This window comes from Diplocloster agilis, assembly GCF_019042275.1.
In the GTDB taxonomy this organism is placed as follows: Bacteria; Bacillota; Clostridia; order Lachnospirales; family Lachnospiraceae; genus Diplocloster; species Diplocloster agilis.
In genome coordinates this window covers 21,544-39,261 of sequence record NZ_JAHQCW010000040.1, presented here as the reverse complement: position 1 = coordinate 39,261, position 17,718 = coordinate 21,544, and the positions used below count along the sequence as shown (strand labels likewise).

16 protein-coding genes are annotated in these 17,718 nt (G+C 49.0%); 1 reads left to right on the top strand and 15 read right to left on the bottom strand.

Annotated features, from left to right (window positions below):
• Positions 1-22 precede the first annotated feature (22 nt).
• The 12 genes from KTH89_RS19435 to mraZ form a co-directional block, all read right to left on the bottom strand.
• Positions 23-883 (bottom strand): sigma-E processing peptidase SpoIIGA, encoded by an 861-nt coding sequence (locus KTH89_RS19435; protein ID WP_158344550.1) that lies wholly within the window; start codon positions 881-883, stop codon positions 23-25.
• Between the two features lie 401 nt (positions 884-1,284).
• Positions 1,285-2,481 (bottom strand): cell division protein FtsZ, encoded by a 1,197-nt coding sequence (ftsZ, locus tag KTH89_RS19430; protein WP_158344552.1) that lies wholly within the window; start codon positions 2,479-2,481, stop codon positions 1,285-1,287.
• 103 nt (positions 2,482-2,584) lie between these two features.
• A complete protein-coding gene (locus KTH89_RS19425; protein ID WP_158344554.1) occupies positions 2,585-3,328 on the bottom strand; it encodes a cell division protein FtsQ/DivIB in 744 nt (247 codons plus the stop codon).
• Between the two features lie 39 nt (positions 3,329-3,367).
• Positions 3,368-4,621, bottom strand: coding sequence for a UDP-N-acetylglucosamine 1-carboxyvinyltransferase (gene murA / locus KTH89_RS19420; protein ID WP_158344557.1), 1,254 nt, complete (start codon positions 4,619-4,621; stop codon positions 3,368-3,370).
• Positions 4,622-4,752: 131 nt separating this feature from the next.
• Positions 4,753-5,883: an FtsW/RodA/SpoVE family cell cycle protein gene (locus KTH89_RS19415; protein ID WP_238722815.1), complete on the bottom strand. Its 1,131-nt coding sequence runs from the start codon at positions 5,881-5,883 to the stop codon at positions 4,753-4,755.
• 50 nt (positions 5,884-5,933) lie between these two features.
• Entirely contained in the window at positions 5,934-7,289 is a 1,356-nt protein-coding gene (murD, locus tag KTH89_RS19410) for a UDP-N-acetylmuramoyl-L-alanine--D-glutamate ligase (protein ID WP_238722800.1), read from the bottom strand.
• A gap of 48 nt (positions 7,290-7,337) precedes the next feature.
• Entirely contained in the window at positions 7,338-8,297 is a 960-nt protein-coding gene (gene mraY / locus KTH89_RS19405; RefSeq protein ID WP_158344561.1) for a phospho-N-acetylmuramoyl-pentapeptide-transferase, read from the bottom strand.
• A gap of 143 nt (positions 8,298-8,440) precedes the next feature.
• Complete coding sequence (locus KTH89_RS19400) at positions 8,441-10,375, bottom strand: penicillin-binding transpeptidase domain-containing protein (protein WP_158344563.1); 1,935 nt, start codon at positions 10,373-10,375, stop codon at positions 8,441-8,443.
• Positions 10,376-10,439: 64 nt separating this feature from the next.
• Entirely contained in the window at positions 10,440-12,719 is a 2,280-nt protein-coding gene (locus tag KTH89_RS19395; RefSeq protein WP_238722799.1) for a penicillin-binding transpeptidase domain-containing protein, read from the bottom strand.
• A 15-nt stretch (positions 12,720-12,734) separates the two neighbouring features.
• On the bottom strand, positions 12,735-13,244 hold the full coding sequence (locus tag KTH89_RS19390; protein WP_158344568.1) for a cell division protein FtsL: 510 nt from the start codon (positions 13,242-13,244) through the stop codon (positions 12,735-12,737).
• A 22-nt stretch (positions 13,245-13,266) separates the two neighbouring features.
• The gene (rsmH, locus tag KTH89_RS19385; protein WP_238722798.1) at positions 13,267-14,208 is read right to left on the bottom strand and encodes a 16S rRNA (cytosine(1402)-N(4))-methyltransferase RsmH; all 942 of its coding nucleotides are present in this window, start codon (positions 14,206-14,208) and stop codon (positions 13,267-13,269) included.
• Positions 14,209-14,230: 22 nt separating this feature from the next.
• Entirely contained in the window at positions 14,231-14,662 is a 432-nt protein-coding gene (mraZ, locus tag KTH89_RS19380; protein WP_158344572.1) for a division/cell wall cluster transcriptional repressor MraZ, read from the bottom strand.
• A 173-nt stretch (positions 14,663-14,835) separates the two neighbouring features.
• Between mraZ and KTH89_RS19375 the strand changes: the two genes are divergently transcribed.
• Entirely contained in the window at positions 14,836-15,066 is a 231-nt protein-coding gene (locus KTH89_RS19375) for a hypothetical protein (protein WP_238722797.1), read from the top strand.
• Positions 15,067-15,272: 206 nt separating this feature from the next.
• Here KTH89_RS19375 and KTH89_RS19365 read toward each other — a convergent pair whose 3' ends face one another.
• The 3 genes from KTH89_RS19365 to ychF form a co-directional block, all read right to left on the bottom strand.
• A complete protein-coding gene (locus tag KTH89_RS19365) occupies positions 15,273-15,431 on the bottom strand; it encodes a Spo0E family sporulation regulatory protein-aspartic acid phosphatase (RefSeq protein ID WP_158344580.1) in 159 nt (52 codons plus the stop codon).
• Between the two features lie 38 nt (positions 15,432-15,469).
• On the bottom strand, positions 15,470-16,333 hold the full coding sequence (gene lgt, locus KTH89_RS19360; protein WP_158344582.1) for a prolipoprotein diacylglyceryl transferase: 864 nt from the start codon (positions 16,331-16,333) through the stop codon (positions 15,470-15,472).
• 233 nt (positions 16,334-16,566) lie between these two features.
• The gene (ychF, locus tag KTH89_RS19355) at positions 16,567-17,664 is read right to left on the bottom strand and encodes a redox-regulated ATPase YchF (RefSeq protein ID WP_158344584.1); all 1,098 of its coding nucleotides are present in this window, start codon (positions 17,662-17,664) and stop codon (positions 16,567-16,569) included.
• Positions 17,665-17,718: the final 54 nt, after the last annotated feature.

Below are 17,718 nucleotides of genomic sequence, written 5' to 3'. Positions count from 1 at the left end.
TTCTCCTCCTCGTTTACGATTCTTATCCTTCCAGCAGCTGTGGATGTAAGATCATCTGATACCTCTTTTGTGAGGAAACCTGTTCGGCACAGATTCCCAACACCGGTTTTTTTACTATTCTCGCTTCCCCATCCAGGTCGATCCGCAGATAATCGATAGAGCAGCCCGGCAGCAGACCATTGGTCTTACCCACCGCATGATAGGGAATGTAATAAAAATTCCCGCCCGGTTCGTACTCCTGTGTTTCGCTCACGTGAAGCTTTAGCATGTCTTCTACCTGTCTGCGCATTTCTGTCGTCATAAGTTCACTCAGAGCATCATATTCTATAATGCAAACAGGCTTATTCCTGACAGGGTCTTTTAAGCTGTTTCCCGTGTCCAGCAACCCCTTGGTGTGACAGCATTTTCCCTTCCAAAACAGCACTACCGGATAAATATTTCCATTTTTGGCCATAAAATGCCGGTAAAATCCCATTCCTGTCTGAATCAATGCATAACTGGCCGCTGAAAAAAACAGAAAGGTCCTGAACCCGGTTTTAGATGAGATATGCTCGTACAGCCACTGGTAAACGCCGCCGGTTAAAAAGGAGACCAGATAAAAGAGCGCGGTTCCTTTCACCATCTGCTTCTTCCCCTTCAGTTGAAGCCCGATTTTTACCATACATACGGGTAATATCCCATAGGTCAATATCACCTTGCCCATTAGAAAGGACGCAGGCAGGAACAGAAGGCCGCAGGCTCCGGCTGCTCCGAATAATCCTCCCAGAAGCATTCTAAGATGCGTGGCAGAGCCTTTTAGAATACTCCTCACTAACAGCAAAAGCAGATAATCCATAACCAGATTGATGAGAAAATAAACATCTATGTACAGCTCATAATACAAGATCACACATCCTTCCCTTACGGATTTTGTGATGCTGTTCCGGCCTTAAGCAATATTCATTATAAAACCCGGTCACACGAAAATTTGTCAAAAACACGGTGTCGATTCGCAGTTTCTTTCTGGGGTTTTCGACGGGTACGGCGTGCTTTTGTGTTCACTCGACGGAATCAGCGGTTCCTCGAGCAAATGAATTGAATTGTTTTGGGGTATTTAAGAAAAAGAACACAGTTCCTGTAATTCGACGGAAACAGGATCGAGAAATTAAAAAATAGCAGATTAAAAGTGGTAACTGGGAACATCAAAAAAAGAGGTTGTCCTATGGCGGAAGAACGCCATAAAACAACCCCTGTCATTCATTTCAAGACAAAGCATCCATCTTCTGCTTCAGATGGTCTTTCTTCTTATTTGTTTCGATTCTTCTGCAGGAACTCCGGAATCTTAATGCCGGACTCTCTGGTATTGACCTCCGGCTGCTTGGGAATCTGAAGCCCGGGCAGCGGCTGGGTATTTACCGTGGGCTGTACCTTCGGCATAGCCGTTCTGGTATTCACCGTACCCGCATTCGCGGTCTGGGTATTCTGAACATTCATCTTCGGCGGCTGATAGGAGAACTTCGGCATAATATTCGCTCCCTGCCCAATGATGGAAGAATTGCGCAGTCCGGTAGCGATGACCGTAATGCTGGCTTCATCCGTCACACTGTCATCGTACATGGCGCCGAATATGATATTCGTATCTTCTCCGGTCATATCCTGTACATAGCTGGCAGCGTCGTTGGCATCCATCAGCGTGATATCTCCGGAAATATTGATAATTACATGGGAAGCACCGGTAATGGTGGTTTCCAGAAGAGGACTGGCCACGGCCTGTTTAACCGCCTCGATCGCCTTGTCATCTCCCTTGGCCTTACCGATACCGATGTGGGCAATGCCTTTGTCCGCCATAACCGTCTGGACATCGGCAAAATCCAGATTAATCAGGGCAGGCAGATTAATCAGGTCCGTAATACCCTGTACGGCCTGCTGTAACACTTCATCCGCTTTCTTGAGCGCATCCGGCATCGTTGTTCTGCGGTCTACGATCTCCAGAAGCTTATCATTGGGGATCACGATCAGCGTGTCCACATTTTGCTGAAGCTTTTCGATCCCCTCCAGCGCATTATTCATACGAGTCTTGGCTTCAAAACGAAACGGTTTCGTCACGACGCCGACTGTCAGGATTCCCATATCTTTGGCGCATTTGGCAATGATCGGAGTGGCTCCGGTTCCGGTCCCGCCGCCCATACCGCAGGTGACGAATACCATATCCGCTCCCTTTAGTACGTCCTTAATCTCCTCCGCGCTTTCTTCCGCTGCTTTCTCACCGATCTCCGGCTGTGCGCCGGCTCCCAGACCCTTGGTAAGCTTTTCTCCTATTTGTAATGCAGTGGGCGCCTTACAAAGCTGCAGCGCCTGCTTGTCCGTATTCACGCCTACAAATTCCACACCGCCTATTTTTTCATCTATCATTCGATTGACCGCATTGTTGCCGGCGCCTCCTACGCCTACAATAATGATCCTGGCCGTTGATTCCGCATCGTTTGTCATTATTTCTAACAAGGTAGTTCCTCCTTTAGCTCGCATTCCTAGCACTTACTATCTTATATAATATATTCTTTTAATGGAATAATCAACCTACAATTTGATTTTGATTTGATTTTTTTCATTCTGTACGCTCAAATTTTATATCTCTTTGTGTTTCACTTACCTCCTCCATATGCATGATCCCCACCATCTCCTCCTGCTGGGCGATTGGCAAGGCGCTTTTTAAGACATCAATCTTGTCAAAAAGATTTTCATCCTTACCCAGCAAAACCTCAATACTGCCGAAATACAGGTTCATCTGTATATCGTCCGTGAATTCAATCCGGTCCGGCCTGAGATTCTGCTTGTCCAGCATCTGGGTCAGATCCACGATGGTACGGAAGACCTTTTGGTTTCGCACCGGCAGTTTCTTGTACAGGACGATGCTGTCAAAAGACAGGCCTGTAATCAGCGGTACCTCTTCCATCACCAGATCGGAACTTTCCACCACGACACCGTCTTTGTCGAAGTACATGTTCGTGCCCAGATATTCGATATATCCCACAACACTTTTCTCATACACTTTGATTCTGACCTTGTGGGGGGAAAGCATGGTGATCTCTATGGTATCTATAAAAGGAATTGGCTGTGTGTCCAGATATTTATATTTAAACATCAGATACAGCGAATTTGTACTGTATGGGCCCTCCATAACCAATTCCTTAATTTCCTCTTCCGTGTAATGTACATTTCCTTGGACCTCCACCTCCGTAACATGGAAGATTCCAACCGCTGCCGCTGCGGCAGCAGCTGCCAGGCAGAGGAAAACCAGGATGATGATCCATTTTGTTTTTACCCTTCCCTTTTGTGCATTTTCCTTCATTGTTTTCCTCCATTTGCGCGTGTTTTTCGCGCATACAGGTCAACTGTCCCTGCTATGGATATTACCTCCCAGTTTTTTCAGATCCCGGCAGATATCCTCATACCCCCGGTCGATAAATACCCTGTTCTCAATATATGTCATTCCCTGCGCGCATAAGCCCGCGATAACCAGAGCAGCTCCTCCGCGCAGTTCTTCCGCCTGCACCGTGGTCCCGGCCAGCCCGGATACTCCTTCGATGACGGCCTCTTTTCCATTTATCTGAATATGAGCGCCCATCTTCACCAGGCCGTCCACCGCTTTAAAACGGTCTTCAAAGATCATTTCTCTAATCGTGCTTTTTCCGTCGGCCACAGCCAATGCCGCCATCAGCTGTGACTGCATATCGGTGGGAAAGCCGGGATACGGCTGGGTCTCCACCAACGCGACGCCATGGGTCCCCTCCGTGGCGTCCACCACGACGGTTCCATCTTCCTGTCTGCACACAGCTCCCATCTGCCTCATAATCGTAAGCAACGCGTTCAGCTGCCCTTTGGGGGGATTCAGCAGGCGCACCTGCCCCTTTGTGGCTGCCGCCGCGCACAGATAAGTACCTGCCACGATGCGGTCGGGAATGATCGTATATTCCACATCATGCAGCTCTTTTACTCCCCGGATACAGATCTCCGGCGAGCCTTCTCCTTGAATGTCAGCTCCCATTGCTTTTAAAAACCGGCAGAGTTCGAATATCTCAGGTTCCATCGCAGCACCGTTGATCCGCGTCTCCCCTTCGGCCAAAACCGCAGCCAGAATCAGATTCTCCGTGGCTCCCACACTTGGAAACGGAAGTTCCACCGGGCAGCCTGTTATCTTCTGTGCTTTTGCCTCCAGGATCTTAGATTCCCGGAAATCAACTCCCATCCGGGACAGGCCGCTGATATGAAGATCGATCGGCCTTTTTCCAATCACACACCCGCCGGGATGAGGGATAGACGCTTCCTTTGTCCTTCCCAGAAGGCTTCCCAGCATCATGATGGATGAGCGCATCTTTTCCGCATATTCCGCCGGAATATCACTGGAATCCAGGCCGGATGCGTCGATGACCAGCGTATCCGCCTCCCAGTGCGCCTCACAGCCGATCCTTATAAGGATCTGAATCATATAACGCACGTCGATGATTTTCGGGCAATTATGCAGGACGCAGACTCCCCTGTGAAGGATCGTTGCTGCAATGATGGGTAATGCGGAATTCTTTGACCCCTGTATTCGAATTTCTCCATACAATGGATGACCGCCTAGAATTTCTATTCTGTCCAACTAGCAATTCCTCCAGAGTCTGTTTTACTACCAGACTATTTTACTCATATATTCCATCATATGCAGTTTCCGTAGTTGTGTTACTACTTTATCAATGTCCTCCTTGCCCTGCCGCGGCCACAGACCGGCCTTTAGGCCTTCGGAGGCGATACTTCCTTTACCTGGCTTGAGATGCTTAAAGCAAGCCCCATTTCCGCCAGCAGAAACAAAACGGATGTGCCGCCGTAACTGATAAACGGCAGGGTGATTCCCGTATTTGGTATGGTATTGGTCACTACCGCGATATTCAAAATGACCTGTATGGCCATATGCCCCATAATACCGGTTACAATCAAAGCCCCGAACAGATCGGTGGCATTTCCGGCGATCACCATCAAGCGCCAGATCAGCAGCAGGAACAGCAGGATCACCAGCACGGCCCCCACCAGCCCCAGCTCCTCGCAGATGATGGAAAAGATCATATCATTCTGCGCTTCCGGAACGAAGCCCAGCTTCTGCATGCTCTCTCCCAGCCCCCTGCCGAACACTCCGCCGGAACCGATGGCATATAGCCCCTGAAGGGTTTGATAGCCCTTCTCATAAGCTTCCGGGTTTCTCCAGATCGCCAGACGCTCCAGCCGGTAGGATTCCAGGCTTAAGAAGATCGCGATGAAACCGACGCCCAGCGCGCCCATGCCGATAAACTGCATATATTTCGGGCTGGCCACAAAAATCAGAATAACCGCGATTCCCAATATGATGATGGCGGTGCTTAAGTTGTTGGTACCCACAAGCCCCACAATGGGAAGAACGGAGAGCATTATCAAAAACATGGTCTTTATCTTCCCCATCTTCTTCACATTTCTGACGATCAGAAATGCCAGAAACAGGATGACCGCCACCTTGGCGTATTCCGAAGGCTGAAAAGACAGCGGCCCCAATGCGAGCCACCGTTTCGAACCGTTGATCTCACTTCCCACAACCAGCACCAGACCCGACAGAATCAAGGAAACGATATACGCCAGAACCGCAAACCGTTCCCAGAAATGGTAATCGATATTTGCCACTACCATCATCACACCGACACCCAGAATCGTGGCAAACAGCTGTTTCTTTAAATAATACGCCGCGTCCTGGAATTTGATCAGCCCATTATACGCGCTTGTGCTGTACAGCATGACCAGCCCGAATCCCACAAGGATCAACACGATACATAATAAGCCCAAATCCACATATCCCGTCTGTTTCGCGTTTTCCTTAGTTTGACTTGCTTTTAAAGGCATATACCTTGTTTTCATATGGTCACTGCGATTCTGGTCCATGCACTCAACTCCTATAGGTTATTCACATATTCTTTGAACTTCTTGCCTCGTTCTTCGTAATTCGTGAACATCCCCCAGCTGGCACAGGCAGGCGATAACAACACCGCATCACCGGGTTCTGCCTCAGTCGCACAGATGTTTACTGCTTCTTCCAGTGTATCCGCAAATGCAATATCTTCAAAACCGCAGCCCCTGGCTGCTTTCGCAATTTTCTCTCTGGTCGCTCCAATCAGTACGAGAAGCTTCACCTTTCCGTCAAAAGCCCGGATCCAATCCTCATAGGAGGAATCCTTATCATAGCCTCCGCCGATCAGGCAGGTGGGCCGGGTCATGGCCTGAATGCCCTTGATCGCCGCATCCGGGTTCGTACCTTTCGAGTCGTTATAATATACCACCCCGTTTTTCTCTGTAACAAACTCTATTCTGTGTTCCACCGCGCGGAATTCTGTCACCGTCTTTCGGATCACATCCGTCGGAATACCAAAAGCCACGGCGCACGCGACTGCCGCCATGATATTTTCATAATTATGCAGGCCCAGCAGATTACATTCCAAAATGTTGCAAATAGGAACATCTTTCTCTCCATCGTTATAATAAACCACATCATCACTCAGATAAACACCCGGCGCCAGCTTCCGCTTACTGCTGAAATAAAATGCCCTGGAACGGATTTCCTCTCCGAACTTTCTGGTAACCTCATCCTCATAATTCAGCACGCAGGTATCCGCTTCCGTCTGATTCAGCGCGATCCGTTTTTTCGCATTTATGTAATTCTCCATGGTGTGATGCCGGTTCAGATGATCCGGTGATATATTCAGAATCGCGCTGACCACCGGGTGAAAATCCACGATTCCCTCCAGCTGAAAACTGCTCATCTCCGCCACGATCACAGAATCCTCCGTCGTCTTGGCGGCCACCTCCGTATAAGCCGTGCCGATATTGCCCACGACGAAAGACTCCGCCGTATCATTCTTTACAATTTCACCCAGCAGGGCGGTGGTGGTCGTTTTTCCATTGGTTCCGGTAATCGCCAGCACTTTTCCGCGTCCCATCTGCCAGGCCAGTTCCACTTCCCCCCACACCGGGACTCCATTTTCCTTAAGCTGCTCCACCATCGGGATATCCATCGGCACGCCGGGACTTATGACCGCCAGCTTAAGCTCCCTGATCTGAATCCGGGACCACTCGCCCAGAATCACTTCCGCCCTCGTTCCCTCCGGCAGTCCGCCAAGTATTTCCTCCACATCTCTCTTATCATTCTCGTCGTACAGGATCACATTGGCATTCGCGCGGCTTAAAAGCCTGGCGGCTCCCATTCCGCTGATTCCGCACCCGATCACCAGTACCTTCTGATCTTGCAAATCCATCGTCCTTATCCTCCGATTCTATTTTAAACTGATTCCTATTTTCCTCAACTATGATACCGCCATCAATCCGACCAGGCACAAAAGGGCCGTAATCACAGAAAATACCGCCACCACTTTCGTCTCCGACCAGCCGCCCAGCTCAAAATGATGATGCAGCGGGGCCATCCGGAAGATCCGTTTCCCGCCGGTCACCTTAAAATACGCTACCTGGATAATCACCGAGCAGACCTCCGCCAGATAAATAAATCCCACTATCGCGATAAACAAAGGCATCTGCAGCACATAAGCCGTGGCAGCCACAAAACCGCCCAAGGCCAAAGATCCCGTATCCCCCATGAACACACTGGCCGGATACACGTTAAAGAGCAAAAATCCCAAAAGGCTGCCGGCAACCGCGCAGGTAATCGGTTCAATGCCGCTGCGGGTCCCTACGGCCACCACCGTAAAAAATGTAGCCACAAGAACCGTCACGCTGGAAGCCAGCCCATCCAGTCCGTCCGTAAAATTCACTCCGTTTACCGTGCCGATAATGACAAAGAACATAAACGGGATCGTAAGCCACCCCAGATTCCAGTATTTTCCGTCCGAGAATGGAATCAGCAGTGTCAGCTGCACATCCGTAAACCGAATCAAATAAAAGACAAAGACTCCGGTCACCACCACTTCGCCCAAAAACTTCTGAATCGGCGTCAGCCCTTCCGACCTCCTGAGCACCACTTTAATATAATCATCCAGAAATCCGATAATTCCAAAACCCACCGTCACGAACAAAATCGGTATGATCATCGGATAGTCTTTCATATAGATCAATGACGTTATAACCACGCTGGACAATATAATCAATCCGCCCATCGTAGGCGTACCGGTCTTCTTTAAATGGGATTTTGGCCCTTCGTCCCTTACTGTCTGCCCAACCTTCAGACGCCTCAAAAACGGGATAATAATCGGTCCCAGCGCCACACTGATCAAAAAAGCGATCACAACCGGCATAACTACATGATTCGTCATCTTCACACCTCTTAACTTCTTTTGCTGCGCACCTCATATCAGATGCTATGTACCGCAAGCCTCTCCATAATTTCACAAGTATATAACTTTTCTTCTGATTTCGCAAGCATCTTCTTTTCGAAGACGCCCAGGGCCTGTTCCGGCTACTCCAGATAAACGATAACATTGCTGGTCTTACTGATGGTCTCGCCGGCCAGGGGGAATTGATCCGTTACGGTCCCTTCCTCTCCGATACAGGAGACGCCAAGCTCGAATTCCTTCAGGATTTCCTGCATCTCTTCTTTGGTTTTTCCCATCAGGTCCGGCATCGTGATTTCACCGATGTTATTTTCCTGGGTCTCCTCTTCGGTAAAGCGCTGCTCGATGCCCATATAGGGCAGGATATTGCCGAAAATGTCTTTTACGATGGGAGCCGCGATGGTTCCTCCGTAATAGATCCCCTGCGGATTATTGATAATAAGCAGGCACAGGACCTGAGGATCGTCCGCGGGAGCGAAGCCCAGAAATGAGGAGATGTATTTGTGAGCGCTTCGCGGCAGGGTCTGGGACGTGGCTGTCTTTCCGCCGATTTTATAACCTGGGATATAGGCTTTGTTACCGGAACCTTCTTTCACCACCTGTTCCAGGAGATACTGCATGGTCTCAGAGGTTTCCTCGGAAATGATGTGCTCTTTGGTCGGATAAGTCAGGGTTTTCACCGGATCCCCGCCGGTATTTTTCACTTCCACCCCCAGATGCGGGGTGATGCGGGTACCGCCGTTGATGATACTGCTGACCGTGGTGGCCAGCTGGATCGGTGTGATCTGAAACGACTGGCCAAAGGATATGGTCGCCAGTTCAACAGGGCCTACGTTATCTTTTTTGTGCATGATAGTGGCCGCCTCCCCCGGAAGATCCACTCCGGTTTTAGACAGGAGGCCCAACTGATTGAAATATTTGTAAAAATTGTCTACGCCGAGCCTTAAACCCACGTCAATGAACACAGGGTTACAGGAATTCATGATACCCTGGACAAAGGTTTCTCCCCCGTGGCCGCCTGCTTTGTGGCATCGGATTCTCCGGTCTTCCACAACCCGAAAGCCCGGACAGGAGAACTGGTCATCCAGATGTACCACGCCCTCTTCCAGTCCCGAAGCCGCCGTAATGATTTTGAAGGTGGAACCGGGTTCATATGTATCGTTAATACATCGGTTCCTCCACATCTGATTCAGCAGGTCCTGCTTTTGTTCCTCTGTCATTCCCGTGGTATCTACACTGGTGTTCAGGGTAAACGGATCGTTCAGGTCAAACTCCGGTACATTTACCATCGCCATGATCTCTCCATTCTGGGGATTCATGACCAGAACGGAAACCGCGTCGGCTGATTTTTGCTCCATCACCTTCTGCGCTGCCTGCTCGCAGTATTTTTGTATATTGGAATCCAGACTGATGTACAGATCGTTTCCCGGCACCGGCTCTATGCGGTCTTCCCCGGCGTCCGCGATCTCCACTCCTCTGGCGTCTGTCAATGTTAATATAGTGCCATCGATTCCCTTTAAATATTCCTCATATTTTACTTCCAGGCCGATGATTCCCTGGTTGTCGCTTCCGGTGAATCCTAACACCTTTGAGGCCAGCGTACTGTATGGATAATATCTCTTAAAATCTTCGTCCACTTTAACGCCCGCTAAACCTAAATTCCGGATTTCATCTCCGATTTCTTTGTCCACATTTGTCTTGATCCGCTCAATGGAACTGTTTTTTTCCACCCGTTTGCGGACCGTCTCCTCATCCATTCCAAGGATTTCCGAAAGTTTGGAAATAATTACCTCCGGTTCCTTGATCTGGCTGTGGATAACGGATATGGTACACACCGTGCGGTTTGTAGCCAGTACGGTGCCATTGGCATCTATAATTTTTCCCCTTGCCGCCTTTATACTGCGCTCTCTTTCGTGAAGCGCATCCGCCTGTTCCTGATAATATTCCGATTGGAACAGCATCAGATAGATCAGCCTTCCGGCCAGCGCTCCCAGCACCAGAAAACAGCAGATAAAGATGATCAGGATCTTTTTACGGTTATAGGTCTTATTTCTTAACATCATATAACCTCATAAAAGTTATTACTATAATCTATTACAACTTTTATGAGGTTATGTATTTTAATTATTCTTCTACCTGGTTCTGGTCTGGCTCCTGGGACTGCTGCGTGTCCGGCGGGGAATACGGGATTCCGTCGTCCTCCTCATCCTCCGGGCCGCCATCCTCCGGGGCCTGGCTGTCCGCGCCTTCCCCATCCTGACCGTCTTCCGGGGTCTGGCCATCCTGGCCGCCTTCCTCAGGGCTCTGGCCGTCTGTCCCTGTATCCTGCGGCTCCTGGCCATCCTGCGCGCCGGGATCTGTCTGGGGTGACGCCGGGTCCTGCTGGCCGTCCTGGGCCGTATCCTCCGGTATTTCTTCCGTCGGGAATATGTTCATATAGGGCAGAACCTCGCTTAAAATACCGTTGGCCATCTCACAGGCCAGAGAGCTGGCGTGATTTTGTTCCTCCACGTTCGGCTCGTCGATCACTACATAGATGACCACCTGCGGTTTATCAAAGGGCGCATATCCAAGGTAAGACACCAGGAAATTCCGGTCCTCACGGGGATATTTTTCCGCGGTTCCTGTTTTTCCGCCTACTTTATATCCCGGTACCGCCGCCTTCTTAGCCGTTCCTTTTTCTCCGGACACTGTGGTGTATAAATATTGTTTCAGTGTGGCCGACGTTTTTTCCGATATCGTCTGTTTTAACAAAATAGGATCTATATTCTGGACCGTCCCGCCACTGGCGTCCAAGATTCTGGAAACCATATGGGGCTGATAGTAATAACCGCCATTGATTACCGAACAAAATGCCGAAATCTGCTGAATCATAGTGACATTATAATTCTGTCCAAAGGAATTGGTCGCCAGATCCACCGGTTTCATCTTATCCGCCGTATAGAGCATACCGGAAGTATTTGCCTCTCCCGGCAGATCGATCCGTGTTTTTTGTCCGAAACCGAAAATTTCCTGGTATCTGCAGAAGTTTTCCGTTCCGATGATAGCGGCCATCTGCATCAGGGCGTCGTTACAGGATACGTTGATCGCGCCTTCGATGGTCAGCAGCCCATGTCCATATCTGTTTACACAGGCGATTCCTTTCGGTGCTCCCGGCACCACCTGTTTCCCGTCGCAGACAAAGGTCTCATTCCCGTTTAATTTACCGGTCTCAAGACCTGAAGCGATCGTGAACGGCTTGGAGGTTGAACCCGGCTCGTAAGTATCGCTGATGCAGAAGTTTCTCCAGATCTTATTCAAAGCGTCCATCCTGGTCTCATCGTCCATGGCCGCGATCTCTTCTTCCGAGTAAAAGGGCGTCAGATCCCTTGGATTATTCAGATCCCACTCCGGCGTGCTGGCCATAGCCAGTACCTCCCCGGTATTCGGGTTCATCATCATGACCGCGGTCAGCTTACTGCCGTCTCCCGGTCTTGCTTCATCCCTGTGGGCCTCATTGAATTCCCTGATATATTTTTCGACAATCGACTGGATATTGACGTCCAGTGTCGAAACCAGCGTATTGCCGTCGATGGCCTCTTTCACCGTGCGCTCCAGCTCCAGTTCATCATTGAGATAACCGTATTCACGCCCGTTGATGCCGTTTAACGTGGAATTATAATAGCCTTCCATACCGCCGTTTCCCACGTTTCCGCTGGAGGTAAAGCCGATTTCATCCGCCGCAAGGGATCCGTAAGGATATTTGCGCACATAATCTTTTTCAAACCACACGCCCTTGATGGATACGGAAGACACCTCTTCTTCCTCCTCTTCCGGGACTTCGGTATCGGTATCCGCATCCGCAACAGCTGCCCCGTCTTCGGCTTCGCTGTCTTTCGGTTCGTCAGCTTTTGTATCATCTGCGTCCTTTTTGTCCGCTGCCTTGGTTTTATCGTCCTTCTTTTCCCGGAACAGATCTTCAAACGCGTCTTTGTCGTCTTTGGTCAGCTGCTTCTTGAGAATATAGTATGCGTTGTCGGGATTTTCAGAAATATATTGTCTGATCTGGGCCTCATCCAGCTGGAAACAGGATACCAGACTCGAAATCACTTTGTTAATGTGTGCTTCGTCTTTTGTGGCCAGCAGCTGTTTCGTATCTAATATTACATTGAATACCCGTTCGCTGGTGGCCAGCACGGTCCCCTTCCGGTCTACGATATCTCCGCGCCGGTAGGGCAGCACGGTACTTGTATACTCCTGCTGGGATAATACGCTCTTTGTATATTCATCACCGCTCTTTGCGTTTATCTGGGCAATCCGGACATTCAGCCCGATGAATACCACAATGATGCCGGCAAATAGTACTACCAGCTTTTTCTGCATTGTGCGGGTGAATTTTTTATCTTTCTTTTTATTATTCGCCACAAAATCCACCTGCTTTTATTTTTTTAATATGTTTTTAATGGTGTTTTCCTCTTCCGGCAGTTCCTCGTACTGCTTCACATAATCGCTGCTCTTGTCATTGTACAGCCGGACCTGATCCTGCGTCGCGTAGACCATACCCAGTTCATTCATGGCTACATCCTTGACGTGCTCCAGATCCACCGACGCCGTCACCCGGTTATATTCCGCATCATTTTCCGCCTTCAACGAATTCAGCTGTGTCTCCAGCGAGGATATCTCGTTGAGCTGCCCCGCAAGCGTGGACTGCAGTTTCAGATAATTCACGCAGGTGGCCAGCACCAGTATCGTGGCAACGGACAGGAAAAGAACATACCCCGGGTTCATATGCAGGGCCTTTTCCCTGTTTCGAAGCGTACTTACCCCGGTCTTTTTCCTTGGCGCCTGTGTCTCCTGCCGGTTCGGCAGTACCTCCAGTTTTCTGACGGTATTTCCTTCTATGTAATTTCTTCTTTGGTAAGTTGTTGTCTGCTTCTTTCTCGCTGCCATTCTTCACACTTCCAATCTTTTCTTAAACTTCGCCTTTTTCAAATATTCTAAGCTTCGCGCTCTTGGCGCGGCTGTTTGTCAACAGTTCCTCCTCCGAAGGCAGGACCGGCTTTCTGGTCACTACTCTGCCTTTCGGTTTTTTGCCGCATACACATACCGGGAAATCGCTTGGGCAGGTACATGGGTTCTCGTTCGTGCGGAAAATGTTTTTCACAATCCGGTCTTCCAGGGAATGAAAAGTAATGATACAGATCCGTCCCCCGCTATTTAACAGCTCAATCATATCGTCCAGAGAGTTTTTCAGCACTTCCAGCTCCCGGTTCAGTTCAATTCGGATTGCCTGAAAAGTCCGTTTCGCCGGATGTCCTCCCACTGCCCTGAATTTCATCGGAATCGCCGCTTTCACAATCTCCGACAGCTCCAGGGTCGTCTCAATCGGCTTCGCCGCTCTGGCCGCCACTATATGTTTTGCGATATTCTTCGCAAATTTATCTTCTCCGTAATCCCGGATCATCCGGTATAACTCCATCTCAGAATACTCATTGACAATATCTCTGGCAGTCTGCGGCTGCCGTCTGTCCATACGCATATCAAGGGGCACGTCCTCCCGGTAGGTAAATCCCCGTTCCGGCTCGTCCAACTGATACGAAGAAACTCCCAGATCCAGGACGATACCGTCCACCTTTTGAATCCCCAGTTCCTTCATCACCTGTGTCATCTCACAGTAATTACTCCGGACGATGTCCACCTGTTCCTCAAATTCCGCCAGCCTTCTGCCGGCCGCGTCAATTGCCGCCTCATCCTGATCGATTCCGACAAACCGGCCGTTTTTCGACAAGCGCCGGCATACCTCATAGGCATGTCCGCCGCCGCCCAGCGTGCCGTCAACATATATCCCATCCGGCCGTATGTGCAAACCGTCGATGGTTTCTTTCAGTAAAACGGATGTATGTGCAAATTCCATAAGCTTCCCTCTTTCATCCCCGTCAGATATTTAAGCCCAGATCCATCATTTGTTCCGCAATGTCATCCATGTCATCATACGTATTATTTTCATTCCATCTGGCTTTACTCCAGATCTCAATCCGGTTGAGCAGCCCTGCCAGAACAACATCCTTCTCCAGATCGGCAAATTCCCTTAGGGTGGAGGGCAGCAGGATTCTTCCCTGCTTGTCCAGCTCACAGGTAGTAGCTCCGGCCATAAAGAACCGGGAGAACTTACGGGCGTTTTTATTGGCCATCGGCAGGGCTCGCAGCTTTTCTTCAAAAGCCTGCCACTCATCGTTGGGAAATACGAAGAGGCAGCCGTCCAATCCCTTTGTCACCACAAATTCATCTCCGAGTATCTCTCTGAATTTGGAAGGAATGATCAGCCTGCCCTTGGGATCTATGGAATGATTATATTCTCCCATGAACATCCGCGCGCAACTCCCCTCAGATGGCCCCACTTTCTTACCATCTAAAACCACTATTCACCACTTTCTACCACTCATGAATATATCTTATCCCAATCAGGTTGAAATTTCAATAGTAAATTCAAATTTCACATGTGCTGTTTCGACATATTTTTTGGAGGAGCAGACGGGTTTGCATGAAAAAGGAGGGGGAAGGAAGGGTTGAATTTTTTATTTGTACAGATATTTCAGGAAGATATTTATATATAGTAGAAACTGATGTAAGAATTTTCCCGCAGAAACAAACAGCAGGCCTTGCCACCCCCGTTCACAATGTCGGGGGTGGCAAGGCCTGCTGCATGAAACTTAGTCAGCGGGTATTTTTAAGCGCTGCTATTTTTATCGCCAAACAGGATTATGGAGCGTAATTTTCATAAGACATACAGGATCGCCCATCTTTATGCTTTTTAGCAGCTCCACATCAGCATCGCAAGCAAATTCCAATCAATCAAAAAAAGCCCGCCAGCATCCCCCCGGCCAGGCGGAAACGAAAGCTCCCACCCGGCCGGCCTGGTCTGCCAAACGAACTATTTTACATGCTAAGTATCGAATTGAAATTTTTACCCCGTCTGCCCTATCTTCCCTGCAGACGTTTGATGTACTCTTCAATCAACAGGTCAACCTCTACACTATTCTCATATGCTTCCTGCAGATTTTCCCGACTTTGAATAGAGGCATTTAACTTCAATCTTGCTTTCTCAATTTTTGCTTTCAACTCTTCTGTATCTTGCATAATATACACCTCATCTATTGTCTCTTTGCGAACTATAACTACATTCCTCCTTTATTCAGCCGCCTGTGTCTTACCACTATTGTAACTGCCGAAAGGATCACCAGGATTGCCGACAGCAATTGAGAAACCGGAATTCCTGCAAATGGAAGCAATAACTGATCCGTTCTCAACCCTTCAATCCAAACGCGTCCAAGGCCGTAGCCAAAAAGGTAAATCAAAAACAATTCCCCCTGAAACTTCTTTTGTTTTCGATACCACAACAGAACAAGGAAAATGCACAGATTCCACAGGGACTCATACAAAAATGTGGGATGCACCTGGATATATTCCACTCCATGGATGATCTGTATATGAGCCGCTATATCTGCACTTATGTCCCCCGCACGGACCGCCGATACCGGTAACTGCATCGCCAGGAGGTTATCGGTATATCCTCCAAAGGCTTCCCGGTTAAAGAAATTCCCCCACCTTCCTATTATCTGCCCAGCAATCAGACCTATACAGCCAGTATCTGCCATCTGCCAGAAGTTTAATTTTCTTTTCCTTGCAAACACATAAACAGTGATGACCGCTGCAATCACACCGCCATATATGGCAAGGCCTCCGGCCCTCAGATTAAAAATCAGCAATAAGTCTTCTTTGTACTGGTCCCAGGAAAAGGCCACAAAGTACAGTCTGGCGCCGACAATGGAAAAGATGATCGCATAGATTGCCAGGTCTATATAGTCATTCGAATTCTGTCCTGTCCTTTTTGCTTCCCTGCAAGCCAGCAGAATGCCTACTACCATACCTATTCCGATTACAATTCCATAAAAGGCGATATCCAATCCGAATACACGGATGCTCTTTCCTACATGCTCCAGCTGCAGCCCCAGGTTGGGGAAAAGAATTGACGTGTCCATCGCTAAAATCTCCTGTCTGCCTCTTAATTCCGTCGATTCTTGACTACAGATTCATTTTAACTCCATATAAATCAAAAATCAAACAAATTAAAACATCATTTTCTCCCATATTTCGACTTTTGGCTTTTTCCGTCTGAAAATGGTAAGTGTAAAAAAGCCCTGGAATGGCCGTATGACTCTGTTTCAACCATGACAGCCCCCGGGCTTTTATGAATTTCTATCCAGTTATAGCATTAAACATTAAAGCGGAAAAGGATCACATCCCCGTCCTTTACCACATATTCCTTGCCTTCCAACCGCACCAGACCCTTCTCTTTTGCCGCGGCTGTTGAACCGCAGTCCAGAAGATCCTGATAGTTGACCACCTCCGCGCGTATAAATCCACGTTCAAAGTCGGAGTGTATCTTACCGGCCGCCTGAGGCGCTTTCATACCTTTCGTAATCGTCCATGCCCTGGTCTCCGGTTCTCCTGCCGTCAGATAACTGATTAAGCCCAATAGGGAGTAACTTGCTTTAATCAGTTTCTCCAGTCCCGATTCTTTTAATCCCAAATCTTCCAAAAACATTTTCTTTTCTTCTTCGTCCAGCTCAGCGATCTCCTGTTCGATCTGTGCGCAGATCACGAAGACCTCGCTGTGCTCCTGGGCCGCATAGTTCCGAACCTGCTGCACGAAAGGATTCCCATTCCCGTCATCCGCCAGATCATCCTCTGCGACATTCGCCGCATAAATAACCGGCTTATAGGTAAGAAGCTGATAGCCGGCCAGCAGCGCCTGCTCCTCTTCGTCATCCGTCTCAAAGCCCTTCGCCATCTTTCCTTCTTCCAGATAGCCCTTAAGCTTGTTCAGCAGTTCCAGTTCTTTCGCCAGAGCCTTGTCCATCCGGGCTCCCTTTGATGTCTTCGCAATCCGGCGTTCCAGTATTTCCAGATCTGAAAAGATCAGTTCCAGATTAATGGTTTCGATGTCCCGCATAGGATCCACGCTGCCGTCCACATGAATAACATTGGGATCCTCAAAGCAGCGCACAACATGTACGATCGCATCCACCTCACGGATATTGGCCAGGAACTGATTGCCAAGCCCCTCTCCCTTGGACGCCCCCTTCACCAGCCCCGCGATGTCCACAAACTCAATCACAGCCGGCGTGATCTTTACCGAATCATATAGTTTGGCCAGCATGCCCAGACGCTCGTCCGGTACCGCCACGATTCCTACATTCGGATCAATGGTGCAGAACGGATAATTGGCAGATTCCGCCCCTGCTTTTGTCAATGAATTAAATAATGTACTTTTGCCCACATTCGGCAGGCCCACAATTCCCAATTTCATAATTTCCTCCAGTGCCGTACTTGCTACGGCTTATTATCAGGTATGGTGTAATCT